Origin of the sequence: Stenotrophomonas sp. RG-453 (assembly GCF_033843685.1) — a bacterium.
GTDB classification, from domain to species: Bacteria; Pseudomonadota; Gammaproteobacteria; order Xanthomonadales; family Xanthomonadaceae; genus Stenotrophomonas; species Stenotrophomonas bentonitica_A.
In genome coordinates this window covers 435,504-450,570 of record NZ_JAMYED010000002.1, presented here as the reverse complement: position 1 = coordinate 450,570, position 15,067 = coordinate 435,504, and the positions used below count along the sequence as shown (strand labels likewise).

The following is a 15,067-nucleotide window of genomic DNA, read 5'->3' as shown; positions in this document are numbered from 1 at the left end:
TTATTTCCTCGTCAGGTACTCCAGAAAGTCCTCGGGGACTGCCGGGGTTGCGTTGGTAGGGGCGGGGGTTCCGAGCGTCTTGCTCAGGTCGTCCAGCGCGGGGGCGGTCCACACCGGCTTCTGTTGCTCCACGGCGGACGCCGGGAGGCCTGGCCGGGCAATCACAGCGGGTACTGGCTGATCGCTGCTGGTGGAGCGCTGCTGGCGCATACGGCGGGCGGTGTTGGCGAAGGAGTTTGCCTCCGCAGCCTGGCGTTGCTCGACGGCGTGCCGAGCGCGGTATTCGGCCAAGTCACCCTCCCAGCGCTTGTGCCCGGAAGCGATCATTGCCGGGGAGAACCCGATGGCGCGCTTGGTGTCCGGATCGGTCAGCGGGTAGCCGTCCTTGCCGACCACCTGCCACTGAGCGGGGTTGCGCGGATTCGGGACAACGCGGAGGTCGTCCACGTCCAGGTCCAGCTTCTTCGCAACGCTGCCTAGCAGCACCTCGGTAGCCTTCTCTGCACCCTTGGGCATACCGATGTTCGGCACGCGAGCGTTGTTGACCACCGTGTGCTGCGAGTCAAGGCGACCCACGGCGGCACGGATTGCGTCCTCGCCGGTGACGCCCGAGTTCATCGCAGCGAACCGTTCGGCCTCCTCGCGGATGCGGAGGATTTCGCGTGGGTTGCGCTGGTGACCATCGGCGGTCTCCAGGTACTCCTTGATCTTGTCCTTCCAGGCGTCGCTGACGACCTGGCGGGCTTCTTCTGCCTGCCGCTTGCCCTGACCGAAGGTCTGGACCGATTGCTCGAACGACAGGCCGATGTCCCGTGTGTTCCGGTAGTGGGCTTCCAGGATTCCAGCGGAGTCGCCCGAGGCCACACGAGAGGCGTACACCGGGTCAAATGCACGGAGCTGCGAGTACAGCGTGGTCGCAGCCTCGAACGCTTGCTTGTTGCTCGGGGTGGCGCGGTCGAGAATTGCGGAGAGCTGCGGGATCGGCACGCCAAGGTTGGCGTACTTGCGGATCAGCGCCCCGCGTTGTGCTTGCGGGGTGGCATCCCACTCCTTGCCTGCGGCTTTGCGAATCTCCGAGTCGGAGAACGAGTAGGCGTTGCCGCTTGCGATAGCCGCGCGGAGGGCTGCGTCCTTGTTGCGCTCCTTCGCCTCGGATTCCCAGCGGCGGAGCGTCTGCTCCTGCTGGGTGTTCCAATGACGACGGAATTGCATCAGGTCGCCGCCCGACAAGCCGAACTTCTCGGCGTACCCGTCGATGGCTTTGTGCGTCAGGCGGCCCTTGTCCGCGAGGTCCTGGAGGGACCACTCGGCCTCGGCCATTGCCTGATCGCGGGCTTCGTCCTGGCGCTTTCTGATGACGGTCGCACCAGCGGCGGCTGCGCGCTGGAGGTCATCCTGGTATTTGGGGCTGTTCATCAGGCCCGGAGAACCGTCGTCACGCGGCTTCTCGAAGAAGCCCACGATGTCGGCGGGGTCGCGTTCGCCGGACGCCAGCAGGTCCACGGCGGCGCGCGCCACGATGGCGTCCACGTCGTCGCGGTTGAGGTAGGCAAACTCCTCGGAGTCGAGGTTCTGGTACAGGGCCTTCATGCCGCCTTCGGCCAGCAGAGAGCCATCCTTCATCCCCTCGCGGGCAATGACGGTCAGCGACTCTTCCTGCCGGGCAAAGGTCTCCTTCACAGAGTCCTCAGTCCACTTGAGGCGCACAGCATCGGCCGCACGACCTACAGCGGGCAGCAAGGCTTGCTTGACTTGGGGGTCTTGAAACTCGGGCGCAGCCAGTAGTTCGCCCAAGGAGGTGCGGAGGGCAGGCTCGATGTCTGAACCCGGCTCGGCCTTGGCGAGCTGCTTGCTCGCTTCGACCTGCCAGTCCCGGATGCGGAGCGCACCATCGGTCTTGAGGTATCCGCGCCGCCAGGGTTCGGACTGAGCGGCCAGGGCCTCCGCCGCTTGGCGGGGGGTTCCGGCCAGGTCTTCTTCCATGCGCGCCGACTGGCCCGCAGTGGTGTCTTCCTTGGCCTTCTTCTGCGCACCGAGCGCAGCTTGTCGGCCAGCCATGTTGGCTACCCGGCCGAGGACGGCCGCAGCCGTTCCGGTAAGCGCACCGGCACCACGGGCTACGCCAAGGTCCGTCTGGACGGCAAGCGCGGGTGCTTCGCTGTTACGCCCGACGACGTCGGTGCGTCGGGTGATCTGAGAGCGGCCACGGGCCATGCTTAATCTCCGTCAGGGATCGAGAGGCGCTTGTAGTCGGCGATGTTCCCGTAGGCGCTCATGCCTGCCTGGGCGACACCACCAAGCGCCTCGGCGTTGTTGGATCGGATGCGCGCACGGCTCTCCTCGCCGGAGGCGATGATTCCGTTGCGGCGGTTCTTGTCGATGAGGGCGATGTCACGGCCAGCCTGGCCCATGATGTCGTTTGCGATGATCGAGACCGAGTTGCCGGAGACGGCGGACTCGGCAGCAGCGGCGCGGAAGGAGGCGCGCATGGCGCGTGCCTCTTCCATGCGGGCCTGCGTCTTCTCGGCAGCAGCATCATTGACTTGATCCTGCTGTCGCTGGGCCAGCTCCTCGGTGGCCTTGTTGTTCTGGTTGGTCTGATACATGGTCGTCATCGCGCCGACAGCGGCGATGCCGATCTGTACGGCTACCGGGTTACACATGCGTGTTTCTCCACGAGGACGAACGGCACCTTGGCGGCACCGAATTCGTCGAAGGTGCAGACCTCGCGGAACCCCAGCCAGCGGAGCCAGCGCAGAGTCGTCGCAGCCTGCGCATCGACGAAGTTGAAAAGGAAGGTGAACTTGCCCGCCCACCGGTCGGTGATGCGCAGCGTCTCCTTGAGGAAGACACGGCGGGACTTGGGGGACACCAGGTAGTCGGTGCCCAGCAGCCATACACCAGCAGCGCCGTCGAAACGGGCGTATCCGAAGATGCACAGCACGATGCCGTCGTGGACCGCCGCATAGCAGCGGTCGCTCTCGGTGATGGCGTATACGAGCGCCTGGAGAGGGGTGTGCCCATGCGACGCCGCCACCTCCAGGACATCGTCCTGTCGCATGTGGTCAGCGACGAAGGCGATGTCGTCGGAGGAGGGGCGTCGATAGGTCAGGGTCATAGGCGGCTTCGAGTGACAAACATGCCGCGCCACTGTGCAGACTGGAACCAGCACTGGAACGGCAGACGGTTGACGAGGTGGATGCGACAGGCTTCCGCGTTGGACAGCACGGGAAAGCGACGCGAACCGGAGTGGAACGTGGGCGACGCCATGCGGAACACGGAGTCGTTGAGGACACGCGCGGTGTACGCGCCGCTGTGCGATGCCAGGAAGGTCTCCCGGCGACCGGTGCCCTTGGCCTCCACTTCGACCTCGAAGTAGGCGGCGTCCTTGTAGGCGACCTCGATGTCGCGCACCTGGAGGCGGCCGACCAGCACAGCCTGCCGATCCTCGGTCCGCATGATGGGACGGGTCAGCGTGAGGCGATGCTCGTAGTCCATCCCGACGACGACGCGGCCGTCAGCCACGTTGCCGGGGATCACCAGACGGGTGCCTCCGTTCGCCCAGGTGGTGCCCGAGGGCAGCTCCAGGTACGCGCCGGGGTCGGCCCAATCGTCCGTCTTGAGGACGGTGATGGTCAGGCCCTCGGGCACGATGAACGGAAGGTCGATCCAGGTCTGGTTGCCGAACGCCTGATACGTGGGCTGCACGACGGCGAGGCGGTCCAGGAGGAAGCTGTAGTCGGCGGTGACATCGGAGTCGGCCTGATTCAACGCGAGGTTGAACCGCAGCAGCTCACAGCCACCACCGGGCGACTCAGCGACCGCGTACAGGACATCGGCGATGCAATGCAGGTGAACCACGCGACCGACGCCTGAGAGCGTCCAGCGCGTCCACGAGGACTGCTGTTTCTCGTCGCCGACCCAGCGCACGAAGTAGGCGTAGACCTGGGACTCATGCGGCTCGTCCACTGCGACGAACACAGCGTCCGCCTGATCGCCGGTAGCGAGCGCGCGGATGCGGCCGGGGATGTACCGGGGCACATGCGCGGTAACGTCGGCGGCGTCGCCGGTAACCGTGGCGTCGTCCATGAAGTATTCACGGACCGTGGCGTATTTGCCCTCGTCGTCCACCGAATACAGGGACTCGCCCATCAGCTTTGGCTTCACCCACGGCGAGGAGCTGTAGGAGTTGACCGGGTCGGACTTGACGTACTTGGCCGCCATGTACGGCTCGGCCGTCAGCATGTGCTGGCCGCCTGCCGCCGCCAGGAACAGCGCCGATTGGAACGGGACCGCGTGGTAGAGCGTGGTCACGCCGTTGGTCACCACGGCGGTGTCGATAGGGTCACTATCGAGGACCTGGGTGACCGAGGTGCGCCACAGGTTGTACGGGTCGGTGACCTCGGACATCAGGACGTTCTCGGTGGACAGGAAGCCCAGGCGCTCGCGGTGCAGGAACACGTCGCGGATGCGCTGGCCGTCGAGGGACGGCGGAGGGTTGGACTCGGCATCACCGGAGAGACGCGCGGTCCACTGCGGGGCACCGAGGGAGAACCAGAAGCCGTCCGCATGGATCGGGTCGGGAATGCGCTTGAGGATCAGCGGCATCGTCTTCGAGTCGAAGCGGTGCTTGATGCCCGGCTTGGCGACCTCCAGGTAGACCTTGGAGGACTGCTTCTGCACGTAGTAGTCGTCAAACTCGGACAGGTCGGAGCCGATCACGTTGTAGATTGCACCGACAGGCACAGCGGCCTCGCCCTTGTCGCCCGGCTTCGGGAGATCGGACATGGTCTGCACGGAGCCGTACAGCGTGCCGGGTGACAGCTCGTCGGACAGCTTCACGGTCACCAGCCGGTTCACGATGAAGGTGGTGTCGGCGTAGGTGCAGGTGGCGAATACGGACCACCCGCGTTGACCTTGTGTGTCCAGGTAGTCCAGCGCGTCGCCCGTGGCGTTCACGGTGTACTCGCGGCCGGTCTCGTGGTCGAACACGCGCACGCTGCGGTGGCCGACGACGACGATGTAGCGCTCGCTGTCGTCGCGGACGATGGAGTGGAAGTGCGAATCAGGGTTGAGGTCGGCGCGCAGCACCGAGACGAACTCGGCGGGCGGGCGCTTGCCTGCGCCCATCGCTGCGTGCATCCATGCGTTGACGGCCTCACTGAGCTGGGAGGGCGAGCGGACGGTGTCGTCCTGCTGCGAGGTGCCTCCCAGGAAAGTCGGGTAGTTGCCCGTAACCAGGGGCATCAGCGGTTCCAGATGTCGGATACGTCCGTCGAGTCGTTGAGGAAGTTGTGACCTCGTGCGTAGACGAAGTCGGCGTGTTCTTCGCCGAAGATGGCGAACGCCTCGCGTTCGTGGTCCTCGTTGAAGACGTAGAGCTGATCGCTACCGAGCTGCTTGGTCTGGAAGATGCGTGCAGCGCGGATGGCGATGTAGCGGCGGGCTGACTCGGGAAGTTCCTCGAAGGCCAGGTGCCACACGACGTAGGACGCCGTAGGTGCCGCAGTGAATGTGTCCTCGCCCGTGCGAGGGTTGACCAGCCGCGTGCCACGGACCACCAGAGGTGTGCCGCCGCGTGCCGGGGTGAGCTTGAGGATCGACTGCGGGGGCAGTACGCGACCATCGGCGCTCAAAGTGAAGGTGAAGCTCTCCTGCTCGTTGAACCACCAGCCCTTCGTCTGCACCTCACGGCTGACAGCGCGGAGGGTGTCGAAGGCGATGGAAGCGTCTACGTTGCCGAGTGCTTCCAGGTCGCTGATCGGGGTTTCGCCGATTGCGCCGAGCATTTCGTTGACGGCCTCTAGGGTGGTCGTCGGGGTAAGTTCCATTGCCATGTGGGTAGGTTCCGGGCAAAAAAACGGGGGACACCCGTGAATGGATGTCCCCCGTAGGTGGAGAGAGAAGGCCCGCCGATTTGCGCTTGCGTGCAGAGGCGTGGCGGGCGTGTTGCGGATTAGGCCTTCGACAGCTCGATGGCACCGCGCGGGTCGAGTTCACCGTGACCCAGCGCGTACTTCGCCAGCATCAGGGTGCCCTGCTTCTCGCCCTGGTAAACGTCTTCCAGGGCCAGGTCCAGCAGCTTGAGCGTGCCCACCGCCGAGCGATGGAAGATCACGCCCACGGTGTTGCTGTAGTCACCGCGGTACTTCGCCAGCACCTTCGGCGCAGCGGCTTCGTTGGCCTTCGGCATCGAGTTGATCTTCACCAGCGGGATGCGGGCGATGGAGGCGATGGTCGCCTGGCCGTAGGAGCCGTTCGATTCCGGGTTGATGTCGCGGTCGATCAGGTCCTTGTTCTCGGTCAGCAGATACCACTGAGCCGGGGACAGAGCGCCGGTGAACTCGTTGGTGTTGTCCGGCAGCAGCTTCTCGTCGAAGATCATGCGTGCCTGACGGAAGGCGTCGGCCAGCACGCTCGGGTCGGAGGCCAGAGTCGCGGCCGAGATCACGGCACCGCCCGGCTGGCCTTCGACCTTGCCTTCGGTGATGCGTGCGGCACGGATGGCGCAGCGCAGCTCGTTCAGCATTCGCTTCTGCGCCAGTTCCAGGCCCTGCTGGCGGGTGTACTCGGAACGCACGTCGTAGTGGTTCATCGCTTCGTCGATGTTGGCGATGAAGGCGTGCGAGATCAGCATCGGGTCGAGCGTCAGGATCGTCTCGTTGTGTTCGACGATCATGCCGTTGATCTCGGTGCCCGGAACGTGGTACTCGGAGCCGATGGTGCCCATGTTCGGGAACGACGCCGACTTGCCGCTGTCGATGTTGCGGTTGGTCACGCGGCCTTCGAGCTTGTAGTTCTCGACGTAGCTGGTGATGACTTCGGCGGTGTAGTTCTGCTTGAACAGTGCCCAATCATCGCCCGTTGCCTGGACCTGACCGATGCGGGACGGATTCGCGTTGCTCATGTAATTCCTTGGTTTGAATGGAGAGGGTTATTAGCGGAACAGGGCGCTGACACGCAGGCGGTCAGAGACCTCCTTGCGGTACGCCGGGTCGCGGCGGTAGCGCGGATCGCGCATCGCGTCGGTGACCTGGGCTTGCGACAGGAACGGCTTGACGCCGCTGTCGGCGTTCGGTGCGGTCTTGCCCGCGATCAGGCGGCCATTACCGCCACGGAGAGCAACGATGCCTTGGACGGCCAGTGCAGCGCGGCCGGAGTCGCCGGAGGTAACCGCCTCGTTGAAGGCGCGCTTCTGCTCGGCGTTGAGGTTGGTCCTGGCCCACTGGACCAGACCCTTGTATTGATCGGCACCACCAGCGGCGGAGAACACGGAGTTCTCATAGTTCGCGCGGCGAGCGCCCAGGCCCTCGACGTAGACGTCCACCAGCTCCTTCGGGTAACCGGCCTGCGCCAGCTTCTCGTAGGACTCGGCGGACAGTGCGCCAGCGGAGTTGAACTCCTCAGCGAACGAGTCGAGGTTGAGACCTGCTTTGGACAACGCATCACGAGCGTCGTCTTCGGTGGTGTCCTCGACAGTCAGAGTCGAGGTGTCACCGTTGCCGCCCTTGTCGTCGGCCGGCTGTTGGGTGGCCGCGAAGGCGGCTTCCAGTTCTTCCACGGTGGCGAACTTGCCGCCGAAGAGGCGACCGTCGCCGTCAGCGGTGCCGCCCTGTGCGGGCGGCTGCTGGTTGGCTGCGGGCTGGCCTTCGATCTGCACGATGGTTTCGGACTTGCCCGGCTGGCTCATTACTCGGCCTCGGCGGCGACGGCGTTGCGGATCACCAGGCCGTTGGCCTTACGGGTGATCTCGATGTTGCCCTTCTTCTCGAAGGCCGGTTCAGCCTTGGGCTGCTTGGCGGGCTTCTGGTCCTTGGTGTCGGTCTGTTCGCTCATGTGCTTCTCACTGCGTGGGTGGTTGGGTCATCGCGGACGCGATGTTGGGTGCGGCGCGCACCATTGCTTCCTGCATTGCACCGTCCTGCTGCTCGGCGGCGAGTTCGTCGTCGGAGCGGATCAGGCCCTTCGTGGAAATGTCGGAGGCGGATGCGAGGCGGGCGATGGCTTCGCCAGAGTTGAGGCGGCGGGCGACCTCTTGGTCACCGACGAGAGCCTTGGCGGCTTCGCCGAACTCCATCAGCTTGTTCAGGTCATGACCGCGGCCAAGGGCCGCGATGCCGACCGTCACGCGGGGCTTGAGGAGTTCCGTGGGGAGCTGCGGCAGACGACCGGCGCGCTGGAGCTTGTCCAGACGGCGGCGAATGAGCGGCAGCAGTAGTTGTTCAGCAGACATCGAATAGAAGCCACCGAGGGAGTCATCGAGTTCCTGCGACATCACACGGATCTCGTATGCGGTCACGCGCTCGCCTGGGCGCTGCACTGCGGAACGCACGCCAAAGATCAGCTCCAGCGATTGCTTGAGCTGATCGGCTTCGGTGCGCACAAAGTTCAGGTCGTAGGCTTTCTCAAGCTGGAGCGTCGAGACGTCAGCCGCGTCGCCGCGGAGGACGGCACCGGACTCGGCTTCGACAAGCTGCTTCTCTCGGATGGCCGAGGTCGGCTTGAGGAACATGATGATCTTCGCCATCGCAGCGGCACCCTTTCGGATGGCCCTGCGCAGCGCTTCCAGGGACTCGAATGCCCCGACGTAGTCATACACCAGGCCCTCGCCGTAGTCGTCCGTAAGGGACGGAGGCGCAGCCACGGGAATCCAGGGGCAGGCGTCGATGGGGTAGGTGCCGAAGGTCTCAGGGACCTCCACGCCTTCCACTTCCTGCACCACCTCCCACTGCTGGCCGTCTTCGGATCGGCGAATCCAGGTGTAGAGATTGACGTCGTCGTTCTTCGTCTTCTCGTCGCGCTCGGTTGCGAGCTTCTGCACGACCGCAGCCCGGATCGCCTCGGGCAGCATCGCGGGTGCGATCTTGTCCAGGGTAATCATTTCGAGGGTATTGCCCAGGCCGTCCTTCTCGATGACGAAGGACGTCAGCGGGTAGAGCTTGGGCTTCCCCTCGTCGGGGTCATACAGCAGGAAGTTGCCGGTGACGATGGCGTGCTTGGCGGCCTCGGAGAGAACCGAGCGGATGCCGCTGGTCTCCAGGTCGTTGATGACCAGGCGCTCCACGTCCACCAGCGCGGCCTCCAGTTCGGAGGTCTCCACGCCAGCCTGCTCGGCGATGTTCTCGGTGTCGGCTTGGTCAGGGGACAGCTTGAAGATGCCCGCGTTCGGCGGGAGCCACGAGAGCATGATCTTCGAGCCGAGCGCGTTGACGCACTTCGGGCCAGTGTCGATGTAGGCGGAGCCGGGCGAGCGGTTCTTGGCACCCTCGTCCACCCACAGGCGGGGGAGGGTGACCTTGGCGCACCGCTTGGCGCGGGTCTCGGCTTCCTTTCGGTTGGTCTTGAGGTCGGCGTAGCGCTTCGCGGCCGTTACTTCATCGGCCGAGGACTGCTCATTCGCCATTCGGAATGGTCAGTCCGGAGTAGGTTGAGTCGTTCAGGTCAAGGCGCACCTTGGTCCGACGACGGGCGGCTGCTGCCTGCCCTGTCGGCTGGGTGTCCTGGCGGGTGAGGAGGACGGGGTCTTTCTCCTCCGCATCCGGCATCTTGGGCTTACTGCACATTTAGCGGCGGTTGCGTTCCTTGATTTCGACGAGCCGCAATTCCTTGAGTTTCAGGATCAGGCGGCGCTCGCCTTGGCGGAGAAGGAACTCCTCGCGGCAGTCCTTCGGGTTGTAGATCGCCTCGGGGTACAGCTCGTCGAGGCGGTCGATCAGTTCGTAGGAGTGGAGCGGGATGTCCATAGGTGTCCTAAGTAGAACTAAGGTTGGGAAACTTGCGTTTCCCCCGATGATGACGACTAAAACCCCGGCTTATTCAGCCAGGGCAGCAGCCCAGGAACGGAGGTTGTGGAGGGGGCCGTTGTTGTCCACGACCACGTCCACCAAGGCGGCGGATACGCCGTTCTCGGAGGCATGGGCACCTACCTTCACTGCGCCCCGGCGCTCGACCTTGACCACTGCTCCACCGTGCCAGTCGTGGATGAAGTCGGCCTCGTTGTCGAAGCGGACGTCTGAAACGACCACGCCGGTCGCGCCTTCGCGGCGGGCCTGGCGAATCTTTTGTTCCACGACTTTGATCCACAGGTCGCGGTCGATCATGTTGCGGCCCCATTCGGTGCCCACGGTCTGCATCAGGTGACGCGGGGTTTGGCCGTCCAGCCAGTCGAGGGGCTGTTCCTTCTCGGGGCCGTCTTCCATCGCCGCCAGCGGGAAGCCAGTGATGTCTGCCACGAAGGCCCGGATGGGGGCAGCAAAGGACAGCTTGATGAAACCGTGGTCGTTGACCAAGTAGTCGGCCAGGGTGTCCTTGCCGCTCCGGGCCAGGCCAGTGATTCCGATGATCTTCATGGGGACTCCAGAAAAAGAAAGGCCCGCACGAGGCGGGCCTTTGGGGGCTATGATTTGAAGACTTAATGCGAATGGAGCTGCTGCATGGCCGACGAAGGTCAGATGCCGTCTAAGCCAGATTGGGTCGATGCTGAGTTCGACAGGCGCACAGAGGGCTATAACGAGTTGAACTTCCTTGAGAAGTTCGGGATGTTCATGGCAAACGCGCAGCTCCTCGAAATGGGAGCCAAGCGAGTTCTCGTGGACAAGTTCGGCGAGGACTTCGACGAGGTCGAAGCGTTGCCACTAGGCATTCTGCGGAAGCGGTTAAAAAGTAAGGGCGTGCGGCCTGACATCTTGTACGGGCTTGAACACATGACCGAGTCGCGCAACCGAATCGCGCACGCCATCCTGGCCGAGCATCACCTATGGGTAACCGTCACAGGCAACCGGTCTCACAATCGGCAGGAAAGGGAGATAGACAAGGCGTACTTGGAGCTTGTCCACTTCAACATCTTCTTCGAGTTCGTTGAAGACAATGACCTATTTATGCCTGTCGGCTAGATTTACGGCGTCCAGAGGTTGACCACCCCTTTCTTCGGGTTGTAGTCGCCGTAGCGCAGGATTCGCGCGAGGCGGGCTTGAATGACGGCATCCTTGACGGTCAGCGGCTTGTCTCCTCCGCGCGGGATGCGGGTGGTGTAGGCGGTCTTGACGGCGTCCCACAGGGCGGCCAGGTGGACCTCGGGGGTCTCTTCCAGGTGGGCCTCGTGGATGGGCATCAGCAGCTCGTCGGCGAGCTTGTGGCCGATGCCGGGGAATCCCGTGTAGTGATCGACGGTGTCGCCCGTGAGCGTCTGCTTCATCCAGAAGAGGTTGGCGTCATGCACGCTGATCGTTCGCGTACCGAGGTCAGGCTTGTTCGGGTTGTAGAGGCGACCGGGGATCGTCTGCATGTCCTTGTCGATGGACACCATGATCCGGCTGCCAGGGCAGCGCTTCGGACGCGGGTGCGTCATCAGCAGGCCCAGGATGTCGTCGCCTTCCAGATTCTCGATCTCGACGATCTTGTCTGCGTACTCCCGGTAGACGAACTCGTCCAGGATGTGCCACAGGGCGGGTTTCGGTTTCTCGCTGCGGTTGGCCTTGTAGTCTGACTTCACGTCCTTGCGGAAGTTGTGCTTCTTGCAGGACAGGGCCAAGACGTACTTGGTCGTGCCGAACTTCTCCAGTAGGTCCTCAATGAACTCGTCGAGCTTCACTTTGGCGCGCTCGGGCTGGATCGCCTCGACGGTGTTGCCGTCGCCATTCCAGTCGATGTTCGCGGTGTTGGAGAACGCGAGCTGGTAGCGCAAGACGTCCGCGTCGATGATGAGGGTGGGGGACTTGTCGCTCTCTCGCTTCACTTCTCGATCTCCTTGAGGACTCCGCGGGCGCTGGCCTTGTCGGCGTTGCAGCGCATCAGGCCGTCCTCTGCGTTCCCGCCGAAGCGGTAGAGGTCGTAGGTGGTGGTGATGGGGTCAGCCATGACCGCGTCGAGGGACTTGTGCATCCCTTCGATCACGGTGGGCTGGAGGAACTGCTCAGGGTTTGCGCGCACCGAGGTGTGCGTCGCGCAACCCGTCAGGAATGCGCTCATCGAGATAAGCGCGAACAGCAGGTTCTTCATTGCGTGCGGTCTCCACGGAACGATCCACGCGATTGCGTGCGTCCCGGATTGCTTGGTCGAGGGTGGCGCGTCGGATGGCCTCCCGATTCAAGGTGGCGACCGACTGCTTGAGTTCGTCGAACTGCTCGGCGGTTTCTTCGAGCTTGCTGACGCGCTCCATTGCGGAGCGGTAGGTGTGGACTGCGTAGGCACCAGCGCCCAGCGCAGCGATCAGCAGGAGTACGCCGATGCTGCGGAGGATGGTTGCAGGGGTCACGTCATTGGTGTTCCTGGTAGTAGCACGCGACGCGCAGCAGCTCGGCCGGGGTGGCATCGCTCTTGATCTGGTTGGCGCGCGCGGAAATGACGCGCACGTTGCCCCGGACATAGCCGAGATCAGGGACGATGCGGTCGAGGGTTGGGGAGTTCGGGCCTTGTGCTTTGCGGCCCGCAGCGCGGAACAGCGGGATGCCCAAAGCCGGACAGTAGTCAGGGACCAACAGGTCCTCGGCCACGAGGTCGAAGGGGAGGTCCTTTCGTACTGCCCGGCGTCTGGCTTGTCGAACGAGTGCGAGCGCGACTTCCCGTTTCCCGCGGGTCAGTGCGTTTCGGCCCAATTCGCTCCCACCTTGTATTCGCCATCGAGCGGACAGCGGAACCCGAAGTAGTCGCCAGCCTTGCGGATGGCGGCCTGGGCGGACTTGCCGACGAACTCGGCTTTGTCCTCGTCCACTTCGATCTGCCACTCATCGTGGATGTTCGCCAGGAACTCGTAGTGGACGCCCGGTACCAACCCTGCGGATTGCAGGTCGGCGTCGAGGATCACCAGCGCCTTCTTCATTACGAGCGCACCGGCCGACTGCAGGAGGGTGTTCAGCGCGGCATGGTCGCTGCGGATGTGTAGCTTCCGTCCGTCGAGGCCAATCAGGTAGCCGACCTCGGATGCACGCTTCTTCACCCCTTTGACCAGCTTCTCCAGCGCCGGGAGTCCCTTGAGGAACTTGGTCCGGAGTTGGCCGCCGACCGCACGGCCCTTACTCACGATGCTGCCAAGCTTCGCGTCGCCTGCCCCATAGAGGAAGGCGTAGATGAAGGTCTTGGCATTGTCGCGGGTAGGCAGGCCTGCGGCGGTCTGGTTCACCGAGTGGATGTCGCCTTCGAGGATCACCTTGGCGTACTCGCCGCCATCGTGACGCGCCATGAAGTGCGCGAGGCACCGTAGTTCGAGGCCACTGGCGTCCGCGCCTACCTGACGCTTGCCCTTCGGCACGGTGAACAGCTCACGACATTCCGACCCATAGGGCACGCCGCACTTGGGCACCTGGGCGATGTTCGGCTTCGAGTGCGTCATGCGGCCGGTGACCGCTGCGTTCTGGTTCACGTTGCCGTGGATTCGGCCGTTCTTCTTCACGGCCTTGAGCCACGCCTCGTCGCCCTCTGCGAGCTGGCCGAGACGCTTGTTGACGATGAAGTATTCCAGCAGGAGCGGGATGATCGGGTACTTGAGCGGTGCCAGTACGTCTTCGTCGATCTTGACCTGGCCCTTTTCGGTGTACTCGACCGGCCGCCAGCCATAGAGCGCGGTCAGGCGGTCGGCGATGTGGGCACGGGAGGCCGGATTGAACACCACCTCCTTGTAGACCACCGCCTCTACGCCCTTCACGTACCCCCGGCGCTTGTCGTCACGCTTCGGGATAAAGCGCTTCTTCACCACCTTCCAGGGCGGGATCACTTCGCGGAGCTGGTCGCCCAGCAGTGCGCGGCGCACAACAAGGACCTTCTCCAGCTCGCGGGCTTTCTCCTGGTTGAACAGGTAGCCCCAACGCTGCTGGCGGGAGAGGATCGGCGCAACCGCCTGCTCAAGCTCGATGGCTTCCTTGGGCAGTCCCTTGGACAGCAGCAACGCCAGCAGCTTCGTGGTAACCACGACGTCCTGGTCGCAGTAGTCGTCCATTTCCTGAGACCACTGTGCCCACGGGTCAAGCCCGCGGTCCTTCATCATCTGCGAGTAGTCGCCCTTCCACTCGCCTAGGCGGTATCCCCAGGCTTCGAGGGAGTGGCGACCGATCATCTTGCCCGGCAGCACAGGGTTTGCACCCTGCTTCTTGCGGGCCTTGAAGTCGCGGTCCTTGAGGTCCGGGTAGATCAGCGTGGAGATCAGCAGAGTGTCGTAGTACGCCCTGACCTTGAAGCCGGGGTAGACCTTGGCGATTGCCGGGATGTCGAACCCGGCGATGTTGTGACCGACAACGCGGTCAGCGTTTTGCAGCCTCTCGATTGCTTCACGGATCGTCAGTTCGCCCGTGCCGTGGTCGTTGGCCGAAAGAACGGGGCCGAGCGGTTGCCCGGCCTCGTCTACTTCCTGGAGGGAGATACAGTGAATCGTGGTGAGCTGGTCGAGGAGGCCGTCAGTTTCACAGTCGAACGTGAGCAACGACCTGCCTCCTTACGGGTAGCCGTGGTTGGTGACGGGGATCGCGCGGACGCGGCGACGGGCGCGGACGATGTATTCCGGCTCGGGAGCTTTCGGCGGGATGTGGACGCCCTGTGGCGCGTGGCCGGGGTAGTCGTCCTCGACGTCGTCCTGTTCCGGTTGGTCCGGATGGAGGGTGTAGCCGTAGTCCTCGACGTAGTGCGTGATGCGGCGGATCGTCCGCTCAGTGCCGTTGTTGTTGAGGATGAAAACCAGCTTCGCGGATGCGTCCGCAATGGCTTCCGGATCGGACACAACGATGACCTGTTCGCCGAGGCAGACAGCCACATGGGCGCAGCAGCGGAGGTCGAAGCGCGCGCAGTGTTCGTCGGGAGTGCCGAACTCGAAGCCGATCAGGCTGACGAGCTTGCCGCAGGGCGAGCGGAAGTTCTTGATTCCGTTCGGTGCGTCCTCGCTTACCCAGCCCGGCTCGGCACTCAGCTCGAACGACGCCCGGTAGAAGTCGGCGCAGCTCTTGAAGAAACAGTCGATGTCCTTGATGGCGGTCCCGTCATAGAACGCGCGCAGGCTTCCGCCACCCAGGACAACCAGGTGGCGGACTTGTACCGGCAACACGTCGAACAGGGACCGAGCGTGCTGCTCGGCAGTCATAGAGGT

General features: G+C 63.9%; 18 protein-coding genes. 1 reads left to right on the top strand and 17 read right to left on the bottom strand.

Annotated features, from left to right (window positions below; genetic code table 11):
- From NJD74_RS04735 to NJD74_RS04685, 11 genes are all read right to left on the bottom strand, one after another.
- On the bottom strand, nucleotides 1-2,214 hold the full coding sequence (locus NJD74_RS04735) for a hypothetical protein (RefSeq protein ID WP_319623763.1): 2,214 nt from the start codon (nucleotides 2,212-2,214) through the stop codon (nucleotides 1-3).
- Between the two features lie 2 nt (nucleotides 2,215-2,216).
- Nucleotides 2,217-2,663 (bottom strand): hypothetical protein, encoded by a 447-nt coding sequence (locus NJD74_RS04730; RefSeq protein ID WP_319623762.1) that lies wholly within the window; start codon nucleotides 2,661-2,663, stop codon nucleotides 2,217-2,219.
- Nucleotides 2,648-3,118 (bottom strand): hypothetical protein, encoded by a 471-nt coding sequence (locus tag NJD74_RS04725; protein ID WP_319623761.1) that lies wholly within the window; start codon nucleotides 3,116-3,118, stop codon nucleotides 2,648-2,650. The genes NJD74_RS04730 and NJD74_RS04725 overlap by 16 nt, the downstream gene beginning before the upstream one ends.
- Nucleotides 3,115-5,247 carry a hypothetical protein gene (locus tag NJD74_RS04720; protein ID WP_319623760.1) on the bottom strand — a complete coding sequence of 711 codons (2,133 nt, stop codon included), beginning with the start codon at nucleotides 5,245-5,247 and terminating at the stop codon, nucleotides 3,115-3,117. Before NJD74_RS04720 ends, NJD74_RS04725 begins: the two co-directional genes overlap by 4 nt.
- Nucleotides 5,247-5,837 carry a hypothetical protein gene (locus NJD74_RS04715; protein ID WP_319623759.1) on the bottom strand — a complete coding sequence of 197 codons (591 nt, stop codon included), beginning with the start codon at nucleotides 5,835-5,837 and terminating at the stop codon, nucleotides 5,247-5,249. Before NJD74_RS04715 ends, NJD74_RS04720 begins: the two co-directional genes overlap by 1 nt.
- A 119-nt stretch (nucleotides 5,838-5,956) precedes the next feature.
- Entirely contained in the window at nucleotides 5,957-6,907 is a 951-nt protein-coding gene (locus NJD74_RS04710) for a hypothetical protein (protein ID WP_319623758.1), read from the bottom strand.
- 30 nt (nucleotides 6,908-6,937) lie between these two features.
- The gene (locus NJD74_RS04705; protein WP_319623757.1) at nucleotides 6,938-7,690 is read right to left on the bottom strand and encodes a hypothetical protein; all 753 of its coding nucleotides are present in this window, start codon (nucleotides 7,688-7,690) and stop codon (nucleotides 6,938-6,940) included.
- Nucleotides 7,690-7,836, bottom strand: coding sequence for a hypothetical protein (locus NJD74_RS04700; RefSeq protein WP_319623756.1), 147 nt, complete (start codon nucleotides 7,834-7,836; stop codon nucleotides 7,690-7,692). The genes NJD74_RS04705 and NJD74_RS04700 overlap by 1 nt, the downstream gene beginning before the upstream one ends.
- A 7-nt stretch (nucleotides 7,837-7,843) precedes the next feature.
- Nucleotides 7,844-9,403, bottom strand: a complete 1,560-nt coding sequence (locus NJD74_RS04695) for a portal protein (RefSeq protein WP_319623755.1) — start codon at nucleotides 9,401-9,403, stop codon at nucleotides 7,844-7,846.
- Nucleotides 9,404-9,563: 160 nt separating this feature from the next.
- Nucleotides 9,564-9,743, bottom strand: coding sequence for a hypothetical protein (locus tag NJD74_RS04690; protein WP_319623754.1), 180 nt, complete (start codon nucleotides 9,741-9,743; stop codon nucleotides 9,564-9,566).
- 69 nt (nucleotides 9,744-9,812) lie between these two features.
- Complete coding sequence (locus tag NJD74_RS04685) at nucleotides 9,813-10,349, bottom strand: adenylate kinase (RefSeq protein WP_319623753.1); 537 nt, start codon at nucleotides 10,347-10,349, stop codon at nucleotides 9,813-9,815.
- A gap of 84 nt (nucleotides 10,350-10,433) precedes the next feature.
- On the opposite strand from NJD74_RS04685, the gene NJD74_RS04680 reads away from it, so the two are divergent.
- Complete coding sequence (locus NJD74_RS04680) at nucleotides 10,434-10,892, top strand: hypothetical protein (protein WP_319623752.1); 459 nt, start codon at nucleotides 10,434-10,436, stop codon at nucleotides 10,890-10,892.
- Nucleotides 10,893-10,894: 2 nt separating this feature from the next.
- Here the strand turns inward: NJD74_RS04680 and NJD74_RS04675 are convergent, their stop codons facing one another.
- The 6 genes from NJD74_RS04675 to NJD74_RS04650 form a co-directional block, all read right to left on the bottom strand.
- Complete coding sequence (locus tag NJD74_RS04675) at nucleotides 10,895-11,734, bottom strand: phage exonuclease (RefSeq protein ID WP_319623751.1); 840 nt, start codon at nucleotides 11,732-11,734, stop codon at nucleotides 10,895-10,897.
- Complete coding sequence (locus NJD74_RS04670) at nucleotides 11,731-11,880, bottom strand: hypothetical protein (protein WP_319623750.1); 150 nt, start codon at nucleotides 11,878-11,880, stop codon at nucleotides 11,731-11,733. Before NJD74_RS04670 ends, NJD74_RS04675 begins: the two co-directional genes overlap by 4 nt.
- 31 nt (nucleotides 11,881-11,911) lie before the next feature.
- Complete coding sequence (locus NJD74_RS04665; protein WP_319623749.1) at nucleotides 11,912-12,253, bottom strand: hypothetical protein; 342 nt, start codon at nucleotides 12,251-12,253, stop codon at nucleotides 11,912-11,914.
- A gap of 1 nt (nucleotide 12,254) precedes the next feature.
- A complete protein-coding gene (locus NJD74_RS04660) occupies nucleotides 12,255-12,491 on the bottom strand; it encodes a hypothetical protein (protein ID WP_319623748.1) in 237 nt (78 codons plus the stop codon).
- An 83-nt stretch (nucleotides 12,492-12,574) separates the two neighbouring features.
- Nucleotides 12,575-14,410, bottom strand: a complete 1,836-nt coding sequence (locus tag NJD74_RS04655) for a DNA polymerase (RefSeq protein ID WP_319623747.1) — start codon at nucleotides 14,408-14,410, stop codon at nucleotides 12,575-12,577.
- Nucleotides 14,411-14,422: 12 nt separating this feature from the next.
- Nucleotides 14,423-15,061 (bottom strand): hypothetical protein, encoded by a 639-nt coding sequence (locus tag NJD74_RS04650; RefSeq protein ID WP_319623746.1) that lies wholly within the window; start codon nucleotides 15,059-15,061, stop codon nucleotides 14,423-14,425.
- Nucleotides 15,062-15,067: the final 6 nt, after the last annotated feature.